This window comes from Prevotella sp. C0026C3, assembly GCF_056590795.1.
Window position 1 is genome coordinate 87660 of the sequence record NZ_JBWPWW010000009.1, and the last position, 14389, is coordinate 102048.

The window sequence follows — 14389 nt, forward strand, 5'->3', positions numbered from 1 at the left end:
AACAAATTAAAGCCTCAAACATCGGGAAAAGGATGGCCAATGGAATGATTTGGTCATTCTCTGGTACAGCCATGGCCAAGTTCCTCACATTGATAGCCGGTATATTATGTGCTCATATCTTGAAAAAGGAAACATATGGATCATTTGGTATGGTACGCTCCACCATTAACCTCTTTGTTATTTTTGGTGCCAGTGGGTTAGGCGTTACCGCTACGAAATATATTTCAGAATATTTATCAGGAAAGCAGAAAGATCAAATCCCTGCCATTTATTTAGCCGCAAACACTTTTGCACTTTTTATGGGATTGCTTTGTAGTATTTTAATTCTCTTCTTTGCTGATAGCCTCTCTGTGTTTTTTCTGAAAGACGATAGCTTAGCTACTACGATACGAATTGGTAGTATACTGCTTTTTTTTTCAGTTCTCAACGGTGTACAACATGGTGCGTTAAGTGGGTTTGAAGATTTCAAGAGCATAGCTCAGAATATGTTACTTGGAGGTGTTTTTGAAACAATCCTGATGGTATTGGGAGCTTACTTCTATGGTCTGAACGGTGCTATTCTTGGATTTGGTAGTGGTTTTATTGTTATTTATCTTGCAAACAGGCACTCACTGACAAAGCAATTTAAAAAACAAAACCTAACTTTTCTTCCTATAAAAGCACTCTCATTACCAAACTTACAAATGATACTGGAATATAGTATCCCTGCTGCATTGTCATCACTCCTTATAACACCGGTATTTTTCTTGCTACGAACTATGCTTGTAAGAAAATCAGGGCTAGGTGAATTAGCAACATTTGAGGCTGCCGATCAGTGGAAAGTGATTATACTCTTCATACCAACTGCCATTAGCCAAATAGTACTTCCTATTTTATCAAGCCTGCAGCACAAAAACAAAACATTCATTAAGACGCTTCAATTAAATATTGTCATCATCACATGCACTTCCTTTTTCATATCCATTATTATTTATTTCGCAAGTTTCTATATTATGCGACTATATGGCAAAGATTTCACAGAAACACTTCCGCTTAAAATACTGGCGATTTCTACCGTATTCTCCGCCATCGCCAATGTATTGGAAATGGCTATTTACAGTTTGGGGAAAGTATGGAAATGCTTTAGTATCAATATTATTTGGGCTATTTGTACTTTAACAACGGCCTACATCTGTCTTCAAAACAACATGGGAGCAACTGGTATTGCCATTGGAATTCTATTTGCTTATAGTGCATCCTGCATTATCTTTGCCATTTACCTATGGCAACTTGTCAAATCAGAAAAAAATATAGAATGACAACTATAGATACCTATAAATACTATCCATTCTGTTTAGCACTGTTTCTTTTCCAAATATTAGGATACAATGTTATAACCTTAGCCATCCTCGCGATCTCATTCCTCCCTATTACTTCCCTGAATGAATTCTTTGATAGGCTAAAAACTATCCCATTTTTTTTCTTTTATCTGACACTTTCACTCACCACTGGCATTTACTTTGCATTGGCTCATGGAATTTATTCATGGAATATACCCTATTGGGGGCAATATTATTTTTTCTCATTTATCCTTCTAGCTATCAGAGATAAAAAACAATGTATAATGGCACTCAAATATTGCGTAATGGCAATATTTATAGGTGATTTCCTTACTAATATTCTTCTGATTACAGGATTTGATGTTCCATGGTCGCCACTACCTCCATTACGAGCAGGAGAATCTATGCTAAGATATGGCGGAATAAAAGGAAGTGCTCTATACTCTGGGAGTATAACTTTTATTGCAATATGCTATTTCCTTCAAGAGAAGAATAGTCGGACTATCTTAAGAAGCATCTTCTTAGCATGTATGGTTATCAATATGATACTTTCAGGTTCATATCGTTATTTCATTATCAGTATTGTCATTTTCGCCCTATATTATTTCAGCCTATATAAATACCGAATCTTACTCTTCCTCACTTACATGGGAAGCATTATCATCGTATATTTCCTTACCAAATATACTATGTTCTTGAGTTTAAGCAACTTTATGAGGTATATGATTTGGGATTATTATATCGGTGAAGTAATGATACAGCCAATCATTGGACATGGCTTTATGAACATGCATTTAAATGATGTCTCTATTTATACATATCAAATATTGATTGCCAATGGTGTTACAGAATCTTGCATCTTATTAGTAGCATATTGCTTTGGCCTACCTATTCTTTGCTTATTCTTCATTTCTATCATCAGAACATTACAAGGATACCAGATATATAAGACTTTCCATACTGAATTAGCATTATTTTTAGGACTTAGTCTTGATTTATTTTGGGGAGGAAGTTTTGATAACTCACTTAGTATCAGCGTCCTCACACTAAGTTGGTATTCTATCAATGAAAGAAGATTTGAATACCATTCACTCGCAAAATCAAGAAATGATGAAAATTGATTTCTCTATAATTATCCCAACATATAACAACGTAGCATTATTTTACAAGGCTGCTCAATCAATATTAATACAGGAAGAGGTAACTCTCGAACTCATCGTAGTTGACGACACAATAGACAATTGTATTGCTGAGCAAGTAGAAAAGATAGCAGATAATAGAATCAAGTATTATAAAAATTGTCCATCATTAGGAGCTATCAAAAATTGGAATCAAGGGATTAAACATGCTTTGGGACGGTACCTAATAGTCTTTCATCATGATGAAGCTTTGATAAATACACATCATTTGGCTGCTGTCAAACGATTATTAGACAATGGTTATCAAGTCGTTGTTTCGCCTATACAAGTATTTCAACGCGGAAAAAGACACCATCGACTGTTAGGTAATACTCTATTCAAGCATATTTGTCTGAAATATCCAAGTCTTCTTTTTGCTGTTAACACAATTGGACCTACAGCATGTATTGCCATACATAAGGAAATATATGTCCCTTTCAACGAGGATTTAAGATGGTTGGTCGATGTAGAATGGTATTATAGACTACTTTTGCATCATCAAACAATTCTACTGGGGAAAGATTTCCAAATAATATCTTCACATGGACATCAAGAGCAAATCACCCTAAATATAGATAAAAATACAATGCTCAAAGCAGATAGTGCTAAAATTAAAAACATATATCATCAACATTGTATATCTTTGATGCTATATATCAACACCTTATTCTTACGCTTAAAACAACTCAATACATGAAGATAGTAAAGATTCTAGGTGGGCTTGGCAACCAAATGTTTCAGTATGCACTTGGCATTTCACTTGCAAAAAGCTTTCCCCAAGAAAGCATTAAGCTAGATACTCACTGCTTTAATGGGTATTCAAAACACAATGGACTAGAATTATCTCGCCTGTTCGAGATGAGATTCCCTGAAGCAACATTTATCGACATTATGAAAATAGCATATCCATACCCACATTATCAGATATGGAGATTTGCAAGACATATCCTTCCCAACCGTAAGAAAATGTGTGTAGAAAGCGTTGATATGGCTTTTAACGAAACCGTTCTACAGCAAAAAGGTAACCAATATTTCGATGGGTATTGGCAGAATGAACTTTATTTTAAAGATGTTAGAGCAGAAATCCTTCAGACATTTAAGTTTCCCATTTTAGACATTAAAAATGAGAAGCTATCACAACAGTTAACTAACTCTAATAGTATTAGTATTCATATTCGTAGGGGAGACTATATCAAAGACCCTTTATTCAAAGGTACTTGTCCTATTTCATATTATAAACAAGCCATTTCGACAATGTGTACCCTAACAAAGCCAGATCTCTTTTGTATCTTTTCTGACGATATGGATTGGTGCAAAAAACATTTTTCTGTTTGTCTAAAGAATACAAACACTATATTTGTCGACTGGAATCAACAAGATGATAATTATAAAGACATGCAGCTTATGTCACTGTGCAAACATCACATTATAGCCAATTCTTCTTTTTCATGGTGGGGTGCTTGGCTAAACAGCTACTCAAAAAAAATAGTCATTGGTCCAAAAACTTGGGCTAATAGAAAAGAGTTTCATTCTCCAATGTGTGGAGACTGGCTACAATTATAACTAAGCTCTCTATCATATCATATGGTAAATCAAAGTATGGAGTATCAATTCTCAGTTTTAATGTCGGTATATGCGAAAGATAATCCCAACCACCTATGGCAGTGTTTCGAGAGTCTGATGGCACAAACATTGCTACCGGAAGAGATTGTATTGGTCGAAGACGGTATATTAACGGAAGAACTGTATCGCATTATCAATGAATTCCAAAAGGAATTTAATTCTTTAAAGATCATATCATACAAAGAGAATAAAGGACTTGGTTATGCCCTTAACATAGGATTGCATCAATGTACCCATGATATTGTTGCGCGAATGGATGCTGATGATATTTGCTATCCCGAACGTTTTGAAAAACAAATCCCATATATGGAAGCCCATCCGGAAGTTGCTATTTTAAGTTCATGGATTTCCGAATTTATAGATACCACAAACAATATAAACTTTATACGCACTATACCTGAATCCCATCAAGAAATACTGTCTTTCGCCAAGCGGCGCAATCCTATCAATCACCCAGTAGTAGTGCTTAGGAAACAAGCGGTTGAAGCAGTTGGAGGATACAAAACCTTCTATTGGTTTGAAGATTATTATCTTTGGATTAGATTGCTTCTCCGTGGCTATATATTTCACAACATCCAACAACCACTCCTATATTTCAGACAATCGAATGAGATGTTCAATCGTAGAGGTGGAATCAAGTACATTCGTTCAGAAATAAAATTTCAGAAACAATTATTAAAATATCACTTTATTTCTCCATTCATCTTTCTTAGCAACATTGTTGTAAGAATCCTTGTAAGACTACTTCCTAACAGTTTCAGAAAAGTCTTTTATATCAAATTTCTTAGAAAAAGGAAATAACTTAATCGTTATTAAAATTTTTCTTTTAGCTTAAAACACTATATTTTTACCATTCCCCTGCAATAATTCAGAGACTCTGTCGTTTTATTGAAAACAGTAAACGTCATGATATTGGGAAATGCTATCATTGGAAATATAAGAATTTTGAACGACTCGTACAAAGATGGGATGACTATCATGGAACGCATTGTTAAGCGTTTCATAGATATATGTGTGTCAACTATTTCTATGGTTGTCTTTTCTCCCTTATTCCTTATTTGCTATATAGTCATCAAATGCATCGACGGTGGTCCTGTGATTTTCAAACAAGAGCGTATCGGACGTTTCGGAAAACCTTTCTATATTTACAAATTCCGGTCTATGCGCCTTGATGCAGAGAAGAGTGGGCCTTCACTCTATCAACATGAAAAAAACAAAAGGATGACGCGAACAGGGCGTTTCCTGCGTACTCACCATCTTGATGAGCTTCCGCAATTGTGGAATGTATTAAGAGGTGACATGTCGTTTGTGGGACCACGCCCCGAACGACAGTATTATATCAACCAAATCATCAAACACGATCCACGCTACACCTACCTTTATCAAATTCGTCCGGGAGTCACATCGTATGCCACATTATATAATGGTTATACAGACAGTATGGAGAAAATGTTGCGCCGACTCGAACTTGATTTATACTATTTGGAACATCGTTCGTGGCTGCTTGACATCAAAATTCTAATCAATACATTCTTAAATATCGCCATCGGGAAGAAATTTTAGCATTCTAAAATTTCTTCAATGTCAACCTCAACGTCTTATTTTTCAGTATAAACGTACTCCTCTTCAATTTTTCTATAGTAAAGGTATCGGCCAAAGCCGTAATACCGTATGGTGCCAGTTGGCCGGCATCGGTCACCTTTATATCTCCTGTTTCCCGGTCAGAGATATAAGGTTCTGATACCACGAGTCGATTTGAGTCGTGCAAGAAACGCAAAACCATCTCTGGATTCTTATTGTTCCGGTCTACCACAGCCATCAAATGATGCTGGAACGACCAAAACATTAATTGCCCGGACAAGTCAGCCACACCACCGGTAGACAATGTATCTACCTGCTCTAGATGCCAAAATCCATCCAAATTTCCATTGCCCGAAATCTCTACCTCGCAAGAGGTGAGCATACCTACCAGCAAACCGGTAAGCGCATATATCGACAAACACTTCTTCATCTTATTTTTTCCCTCCAAACTTAAACACTCCTTGCTTCGTCACAGTCAGTTGAAAACCGTAGTTATGGCCTAGAATTGAACCTAAATCCATGCCATATCCACCCTTCATTGACCAACCGTTGTGCAACCTAGCTGCCACCTCTGCCAACACACTTATATTATATCGGTGAGCCGTATAGGGATAGGCATAGGTACCCATGCCCTCTTGGAGCGTACCTAGAATGCGATAATCAATGTTGTCGGTGGGCGAACCGGCAAGCCCTAAGTGCAAAGCTCTGAAGCGATTGTCTTTCACCCCGATTTTCCCATCAGTATTATATATCGGCGAAAGGAACAATGCGTTGCCCATCACCTGTCCCCAATGCTGCCAACCGGTATACACATGATGATTATAATAATTGTCTATTCCACCGATATGGTCGCTGATAGACTGCGTATGGTCATGATAGACAGGACCACTCTGATAGCGTGTATTCAGATATTCCAGCACGATGGTACGCAGCCACCATCCACGTTTCAACTCCAACTCGGCACCTAACAATATGTCGCGTAGGTCGTAGAGCAGATAGCGATGTTTCTTCCTCACGTTCCATTCCTTGCCTGTACCATAACCGTCATAATCGAGTTGGAACATCGAAGAATGGTCTTCAAAATATTTATCGGCGTACAATGAGAATCGCCAATTAGTAGCATCGTAGTTCAATCTCACCAACCATGAACCCAGTTGGTTGCCTTCGGCATTCTGATATACCGTACCCTGCTCTACCGTCTCAGCCCCTCCCGGAATGAAAGCTTTCCAAAAAGACTTCAGTCCGGTACCATTCTTGACCGTCGCCAACGTCCCATCATCCTGCATCATGTGGGATGTTCCGCCAAACGTAGCAGCCATCTCCAATCCCAATTCCAACGTCAGAGGCATAAAGCGGTCGGGATTTCCTATCATCAGATAGCCCGCCTTGCTGTGATACAGCACATTGTCGGCATAACGCGAACGCTTTCCTGTAAAGTCGTGCTGCCACGCATCATCCGTCATACGACCGTAGGCTATATGTCCTTTCACGCGCAACCATCCATCAGCAAAAGGTAGTATCCAATAATCAGGCAACGACAAGCGCACTTGTGGCACCGGTCTAGCATTGATACCTAGCGCCTGTGAGCCACTACTCAAAGTATTATTCTTCAGTTGCATGGGCTCTTGTTTGCTACCAATAGTTAACAATCCGTGCAGCCAACGCACTTCAGCAAAGGCTTGTTGTACCACCACATGACTGGTATAATGCCAAGGTACAGCCACATCAAGTCCATAACCCAGCCCCCAACGACGCACAGAATCGGTCTTCAATGGACGCATCACGCCCATGCGCAAATATCCATTCCCTTTATCGAGCGACGAGAGTCCATATTTATTGGCATTCAGCCACAACGGCGTATGTCCTCTCGACAACGAGGCTTGCATCTCTACCTTATAGTCCAATTGTTCTAACGGTTTCCATGATTTTGCTTTATCGCCCCACTCTTGAGCCATCATCGGCATGGCATGCAGTGCTACCAAGCTTAGGCAAACATACAGTTTTGTCTTCAAACGGTTCATATTATCACTATAACGTCATCACTTCTCATTTATTATAATGGGACTATACAAAGTTGAATGCGGTATATTACCCCCTTACTCGTTCTCTGTTTCTCATCAATTTTACCTCAAGACATGCGTAATACGAGTAGCATTAATCATGTGTCCATATTACTGTTAGCCTTTAACCTATAACTCATGAACTCAAAAACTCATAAACTCACTGCGCTGCCACGCCACTGCAACAAAGCAAGGAAGAGCATACCAGCATCTCAGAAATGGCGTAAATAGCCTTCAATATCTACTTTTTTAGAAGAATATGAACCACAATCTGCTTTTTTTCTTTATATTTGTGGCATGAAAGTATTGCAAAGTTCATTCTTCAGAGCCATCTCTGCTATCATCGTAGGTGCGCTCATTATCCAGTATCGCGAGCAGACCGTGACGTGGATTACCATTGCTATCGGCGTGTTGTTCTTCCTTTCGGGTATCATTTCATTGGCTGCCTACTACGCTTCCAAGCGCAAGTCGGGCGACGTGGAAGTATTCGATACCGATGGAAATCAGATTGCAGGACTCCGCCCCAGCTTTCCTTTGGTAGGCTTGGGCAGTCTGATTCTAGGCGTCATCTTAGCCTTCCTGCCTAACACCTTCATCACCGGACTGATGTACATCCTTGCTGCCATCCTCGTATTGGGAGCCATTAGCCAATACGTAGTGCTTGCCGGTGTGACCAAAATAGCCCGCATCGGATTCTTCTATTGGCTTCTCCCCTCCATCATCATGCTCATAGCCATCTTCGTAATGGTGAAACCTATGGAGACAGCAGCCACACCTTTATTTATTATAGGGTGGTGTATGATTCTTTATGGAGCGACAGAGTGTATTCAGTCTATCAAGATTTACCGGTGCCGCAAGCAGTATAAAGCTGCAACAGAAGCCGCCCAAAAAGTGGCCATCACTGCTACCAAAACCGAAGACGAAACACAAAACGAAGCTCAATGATATTATTAAGGGATTATAACGGTTGCTTATAATACCTAAAAATGAGTGATTATGCAAGAATTACGGACTATGTATTTGCACATTCCATATTTCTTGCATAATTTTGTAGCATAAGTTATTAACTCCATACAGATTTTTATCTGGCAGCATATTGATGAGACACAGCAGAAACATACGTACTATCTATGCTTGGGTGCTACTCGTTGCATTCATGGCAGTGCTGGGTATCAAGGATTTCCACATCCATGATAGTGCCGATAGTGCACTCTCTCAGACTCATCAAGAGCAAGGAACGGCAGCTTTCAACGCTGTTTGTCACATCTGCGATTTCGTATTACACAAAGTAGATGTAGCCAAGTCGACCACTTACCAGCCTATTTTGTGCTATGTAGTGGTGACTCCTTACCATTTCGTACAGCAAACTGTTTATCGCCATATTGATGCCATAAACAGCCATTCGCCCCCTTTCGTGGCGTAATTATCACACATTTTATGGACTAACGCATGCCGCCCCTATGGCCGGAATGCGTCAAATCCTATGCTCACATGATTTCTTCAATGCAAGAAAACCAGTGTAGCATCACATTCAGTATAACATATTTCAAATGAAACGAAGAACATTTGCGTACCGCATGTACGCGACTGCTCTTGGTGTAATGGCTGCTGTAGCCATGCCACAAGAGGCATGGGCCGGGGCAGACGAGGTCGTACAGAATAGTAAGGACACCACCTCCATACACCAAGAACAGAACATTCACGAAATCGTTGTGACTGGTCGACGCCGGCTAACGAGCGTCAATAGCGTATCTACCCAGCTTTCAAAGAGTGTCATTGACCAGTCGATGGGACTCTCACTCGCCTCCATGTTGGAACAAGTGAGCGGTGTCAGCTCTATCCATACGGGTACCACAGTGGCTAAACCTGTCATCAACGGTATGTATGGCAACCGGATCCTCATCGTTAACAACGGTGTTAGGCAGACCGGACAACAATGGGGAGCCGACCATGCACCCGAAATCGATAAGAACAGCAGCACTACTATAGAAGTGGTAAAAGGTGCCGAAGCCGTGAGATATGGCTCTGAAGCACTCGGTGGTATCATCGTCATGGAACAAAACAAGCTACCATATGGTGAACAAAAGGTGCATGGACGCATGGCCACCATGTATGGAAGCAACGGCCAACGTTACTCTCTTGTGGGCACGGCTGAGGGTTCTTTCTCGTCGTTTGCATGGCGTGTACAAGGCACTTACGCTAATAGCGGTGACCAAAAGACAGCTCACTATCTGCTCAACAATACTGGCACACGCGAATTGGACTTCTCTGCCGGCATCGGTTATCAAACGCGCAAACTGCGTACCGAGGCTTATTACAGCCGCTACAATTTGAAGTTGGGCGTCATGCGGAGTGCCCAAATGGGTAGTATCGACCTGTTGAAAGAACGCATCGAACTAGGACAACCGGTCGATGTATATCCCTTTTCACGCCACATAGACTATCCCATGCAGGAAGTTATTCACCAAACGGCTATCGGGAAGATATACTATCAACCCGGCAAGATAGGCAACTTCTTTTGGCAAACAGCCTATCAAGACGACGACCGTACAGAGAATCGCATCCGCAGAATGAACCATTCGAACATACCCGCAGTAAGTCTGCACCTGCATTCTCTGCTCAACCAACTTCGATGGGACAAGACTTACGGTGCTTGGAAGAGCGAGGCCGGTGCACAAATGGCTTATATCAAGAATACCAATCAGGCCGGAACAGGTGTCGTTCCCATCATTCCGAACTACACAGAGACAACCTTTGGCCTCTACGCAGTACAGAAATACAGTCGTAAGCAGTGGGATGCCGAGGCCGGAGTACGGTTCGATTATCAACAGACCAAAGCTAGCGGATACGACTGGACAGGGAGTCTTTATGGTGGAACTCGTAACTTTGGCAACTTCACTTACAGTCTTGGAGGCCGCTACCGCATTGACAATCACTGGTCTATTACATCTAATATGGGACTCGCTTGGCGTGCTCCTCACGTCTACGAACTATACAGTAACGGCAATGAATTGGGTTCGGGAATGTTCGTAATAGGCGATTCTACGATGAATTCCGAGCGGAGTTACAAGTGGGTAACATCGCTCCAATACCACAACGATTGGATGGAAGCACGCGTAGACGGCTATCTACAGTGGGTAGACAACTATATCTACGATGCTCCGACCCACCAAAATATCATCGTTATATCGGGTGCTTACCCTATATTTCAATATCGACAGACCACTGCCTTCTTCCGTGGTGTAGACATAGATTTGCGCTTTCAGCCCCTGCCTACGCTCACCTATCACGCCATGACATCCTTTATTTGGGCCAATGAACGCAGCACCGGCAACTATTTGCCGTGCATTCCGTCAACTCGTTTCGACCATCATTTGAAGTGGATGCCTCACATGAGTGGCCGCATATCAGCTTGGGCTGAGGCTAACCACCGCTTTGTGGCACGCCAAAGACGCTTCAATCCGGAGTCCGACCTCATCAGTTTCGCTCCCCCATCGTACAGTTTGTTCGGCTTGGAAGTGGGCATTAACTATACGATGAAGAACGAACAACGACTGAAATTATTCATTTCGGCCGACAATCTATTCAACAAAGAGTACAAGGAATACACCAACCGCGCACGCTATTACGCCCACGATATGGGACGAGACGTGCGTTGTACGCTCTCATGGATATTCTAACAACATATTATTAATTATATAATTCAAACAACAATGAAAAGAAACTTTTTAAAGACAGCGGCTTTCCTATTCATGGGAATCATCGCAACCATGGCTTTCACAGCATGTAGTAACGATCCCGAAAATCCTCAAGATGAGCGCAAGAACAAGCTGCACGAAGACCCGGCAAAGATGGAAATACAGCTCGTTGAGTGTCACTTGCACACCGCTTGGGAGAATATTCAAGAGGTAGGTGGCCCCCACCAGAACACAGAATCGGACAAAACGAAGTACATGAAGAAGATTCAAACCATCACATATCAAAATGTTGAGGGCAAAGGATGGCAATTGGCTGAGGGTAGTCCAAAGAAATTCTACGTCATGAAGAATGGAGAGTACTACAATGAAAATGGAGCTAACAAAGAGTTTCAGCCTGCACCGGTGTACTTGTTGTTCATCAAATACTACAATACAGCAGGAAAACTCATCAACCAAGAGTTCATGACAGAAGACCAAGCACGCATCCATCAGCACTTCTTTACACCGGTTAACGTAAAGTCTTTCGTTGATGGAAAGCCTGAAACAGACAATGCCGATAAGTCTGAATTGGTAGATTACCTCTACACCGATACTACTCCATGGGACGGAACGAAACACGAAGGCACAGCAAAAATCACTGGTAAAGAGAATCCTGTGGGCTTTAAGGGAGTCATCAGATTCTTGAAAAACGACAAAGAGTTCGACCTTAGAATTCGCCTTTACCACGGATACAAAGGCAAGACCGATCCTAAGACCAACAAGTTCTGCCCATTCAACAAGCCATCAGGCTCACTCATTCAGGCCGGAACATGGGATGTGAACGTTGATGTTCCCTTTATCGTGTACATGGATAGAAATGAAATGTCTGTTGATGTTGATGAAGATGCTGATTTATCTAAGCTCAAAGAGTCTGATTTCGACGAAGACAGTAACCCCACTTTGCATCGCATTATGAAAGCATTCGGTATCACTTGGGCCGAAGCATTGCATGAATACTACTATTATACCTATACTCCGGGACACGGTAAAGGTGGTATTTGGCTCTAAACGACCAAAAGGTTAAACCCTACAAAACAGAAAAACGGCTCGCATGTCATTATAGCATGCGAGCCGTTCTCGTTTATAATAGAATTCTTTATTCCTTAGGTACGAGTCCTTCGATGTATTTACAAACGATGCCAATGCCCGTAATATTCTCGCCACCTTGCGGTATGATGAGGTCAGCATAGCGTTTCGTGGGTTCTATAAACTGCTCGTGCATGGGCTTGAGCACCTCCAAATAGCGGTCTACAACCATCTGTACATTGCGCCCACGCTCCACTATATCGCGCTGAATGTTACGAATAAGACGCTCATCAGAGTCGCAATCCACAAATATCTTCAAATCCATCATGTCGCGCAACTTCTTATTGAGCAGCGTCATGATACCCTCAATGATAATCACTGGACGCGGTTCTACATGGATGGTTTCGGGTAATCGATTGCATTTCAAGTAAGAATAAGTGGGCTGTTCCACAGCTATCCCCTCGCTCAAATCCTTCATGTGCTTCACAAGCAACTTCCAATCGAACGCATCGGGATGGTCGAAATTGATGGCATGGCGTTCCTCTTCGGTCATCTCTGTGGTATCGTTATAATACGAATCGAGCGGAACCACAGCCACATAGTGCGGTGGTAAGGCCTCAACGATCTTGCGTACGACGGTAGACTTGCCGCTACCCGTACCTCCGGCAATGCCGATAATGGTGATTTTATCTAAATTCTGATTCATAGTATGTCGTCAAACATCGTTTGATAATAGGCAGCTTTCTTCTCTACGGCAAGCGGATAAGCCCGCGAACTGCTTGGCATGCGATAGAGACAGAGCTTGCGTCCTTCGAATTCAAACTCGGTATAATGCCCCATGGCAGGCTTTTCGGTGATGCCATAATGGCTTGTGAACACGCTGGTAGCCAGCTGTCCGGCCGCCAAAACGCCTTGACAGTCGGGCAAACTGCGCAACATGCCGTCCAAGTCGGCTTGTTCCACAATCTCCAAATCCTTATCCGAGGCATTGTTCTTGGTACGACGAATGCGCAAAGCAGTATCGAATAGGGCCACGCGGCGCTCTCTAAGCATCTGTTTGATACCTTCCAAGTCGAACGTTTTCTGCTCTTGGAGCACGAAATGATTCTTATCGCCATAAAAACAGAGGCCGAAGATACGCCACATATCATTTAGGAAGTTGGGGTAATAAAACTCCATACACCAACGTTTCGGTGCAGGTGGGAACGTACCCAACATCAACAAACGAGCATCGGAGGGCAACCACGGTTCGAAAGGATGAACTTCTATCTCTTGCATTATCGTGCAAATATACTGCTTTTTCCATAAAATGGTCAATTTACCATAATGAAAAACGAACCCAAAAGAAATAATAAAACAATTATTTGGCGGCTTGCGGAATAATTAGTACTTTTGCACTTCGAATTGCATATAGCAAGATTAATTATCAAACAATAATATTAAAACGAAATGAAAAAAGGTATTCATCCAGAAAACTATCGCCCCGTCGTATTCAAGGATATGTCCAACGGCGATATGTTCCTTTCAAAATCTACATGCAAGGCTACAGATACAGTAGAGTTTGAAGGTGAGACTTACCCAGTGGTTAAGGTCGAAATCTCTAGCACTTCACACCCATTCTACACGGGTAAGAGCAAGCTTGTCGACACAGCAGGTCGCGTAGACCGCTTCATGAACCGTTACGGTAAGCTGAAGAAGTAATATATCTTTTTAAAGTATATATTCCGACGTAAGTGCGGTAGAAAGTAGTTGCATATGCTTTCTACCGCATTTCTTTTGTATAACCTGCTCCCTTGATCGTCAAAAGAGGCTCTTTTGGGTCGTTGCAGAGTCGAGGCAGCATCGCTGAACAATCCATACAGCAA

At 41.7% G+C, this 14389-nt stretch carries 15 protein-coding genes; 11 read left to right on the top strand and 4 right to left on the bottom strand.

Annotation, left to right across the window (positions count from 1 at the left end):
• The first annotated feature begins 32 nt into the window (after positions 1–32).
• The 6 genes from AC1EK4_RS07445 (at position 33) to AC1EK4_RS07470 (ending at position 5683) form a co-directional block, all read left to right on the top strand.
• Positions 33–1298, top strand: a complete 1266-nt coding sequence (locus AC1EK4_RS07445; RefSeq protein ID WP_480357664.1) for an oligosaccharide flippase family protein — start codon at positions 33–35, stop codon at positions 1296–1298.
• Positions 1295–2440: a ligase gene (locus tag AC1EK4_RS07450; protein WP_480357665.1), complete on the top strand. Its 1146-nt coding sequence runs from the start codon at positions 1295–1297 to the stop codon at positions 2438–2440. Before AC1EK4_RS07445 ends, AC1EK4_RS07450 begins: the two co-directional genes overlap by 4 nt.
• Entirely contained in the window at positions 2427–3194 is a 768-nt protein-coding gene (locus AC1EK4_RS07455; RefSeq protein WP_480357667.1) for a glycosyltransferase family 2 protein, read from the top strand. Before AC1EK4_RS07450 ends, AC1EK4_RS07455 begins: the two co-directional genes overlap by 14 nt.
• Positions 3191–4060 carry an alpha-1,2-fucosyltransferase gene (locus AC1EK4_RS07460; RefSeq protein WP_480357668.1) on the top strand — a complete coding sequence of 290 codons (870 nt, stop codon included), beginning with the start codon at positions 3191–3193 and terminating at the stop codon, positions 4058–4060. The genes AC1EK4_RS07455 and AC1EK4_RS07460 overlap by 4 nt, the downstream gene beginning before the upstream one ends.
• Before the next feature lie 36 nt (positions 4061–4096).
• Positions 4097–4921, top strand: a complete 825-nt coding sequence (locus AC1EK4_RS07465; protein WP_480357670.1) for a glycosyltransferase — start codon at positions 4097–4099, stop codon at positions 4919–4921.
• 105 nt (positions 4922–5026) lie between these two features.
• Positions 5027–5683, top strand: a complete 657-nt coding sequence (locus tag AC1EK4_RS07470) for a sugar transferase (RefSeq protein ID WP_480357672.1) — start codon at positions 5027–5029, stop codon at positions 5681–5683.
• 4 nt (positions 5684–5687) lie between these two features.
• On the opposite strand, the gene AC1EK4_RS07475 is transcribed toward AC1EK4_RS07470, so the two are convergent.
• Positions 5688–6131: a lipocalin-like domain-containing protein gene (locus tag AC1EK4_RS07475; RefSeq protein ID WP_036899713.1), complete on the bottom strand. Its 444-nt coding sequence runs from the start codon at positions 6129–6131 to the stop codon at positions 5688–5690.
• A 1-nt stretch (position 6132) separates the two neighbouring features.
• The gene (locus AC1EK4_RS07480; protein WP_480357673.1) at positions 6133–7722 is read right to left on the bottom strand and encodes a capsule assembly Wzi family protein; all 1590 of its coding nucleotides are present in this window, start codon (positions 7720–7722) and stop codon (positions 6133–6135) included.
• A 336-nt stretch (positions 7723–8058) separates the two neighbouring features.
• Here AC1EK4_RS07480 and AC1EK4_RS07485 point away from each other — a divergent pair, with 336 nt between their 5' ends.
• The 4 genes from AC1EK4_RS07485 to AC1EK4_RS07500 all read left to right on the top strand — a co-directional run bounded on the left by AC1EK4_RS07485 (position 8059) and on the right by AC1EK4_RS07500 (position 12506).
• Positions 8059–8706 carry an HdeD family acid-resistance protein gene (locus AC1EK4_RS07485; RefSeq protein WP_036899709.1) on the top strand — a complete coding sequence of 216 codons (648 nt, stop codon included), beginning with the start codon at positions 8059–8061 and terminating at the stop codon, positions 8704–8706.
• A gap of 154 nt (positions 8707–8860) precedes the next feature.
• Positions 8861–9184, top strand: coding sequence for a hypothetical protein (locus AC1EK4_RS07490; protein ID WP_480357675.1), 324 nt, complete (start codon positions 8861–8863; stop codon positions 9182–9184).
• Between the two features lie 178 nt (positions 9185–9362).
• Entirely contained in the window at positions 9363–11441 is a 2079-nt protein-coding gene (locus tag AC1EK4_RS07495; RefSeq protein WP_480357678.1) for a TonB-dependent receptor, read from the top strand.
• 33 nt (positions 11442–11474) lie between these two features.
• On the top strand, positions 11475–12506 hold the full coding sequence (locus tag AC1EK4_RS07500; protein ID WP_036899704.1) for a hypothetical protein: 1032 nt from the start codon (positions 11475–11477) through the stop codon (positions 12504–12506).
• An 88-nt stretch (positions 12507–12594) separates the two neighbouring features.
• Here AC1EK4_RS07500 and udk read toward each other — a convergent pair whose 3' ends face one another.
• A complete protein-coding gene (gene udk / locus AC1EK4_RS07505) occupies positions 12595–13230 on the bottom strand; it encodes a uridine kinase (protein ID WP_036899702.1) in 636 nt (211 codons plus the stop codon).
• The gene (locus AC1EK4_RS07510) at positions 13227–13802 is read right to left on the bottom strand and encodes a uracil-DNA glycosylase family protein (RefSeq protein WP_036899700.1); all 576 of its coding nucleotides are present in this window, start codon (positions 13800–13802) and stop codon (positions 13227–13229) included. Before AC1EK4_RS07510 ends, udk begins: the two co-directional genes overlap by 4 nt.
• 171 nt (positions 13803–13973) lie before the next feature.
• Between AC1EK4_RS07510 and AC1EK4_RS07515 the strand changes: the two genes are divergently transcribed.
• A complete protein-coding gene (locus AC1EK4_RS07515) occupies positions 13974–14225 on the top strand; it encodes a type B 50S ribosomal protein L31 (protein ID WP_036899698.1) in 252 nt (83 codons plus the stop codon).
• Positions 14226–14389: the final 164 nt, after the last annotated feature.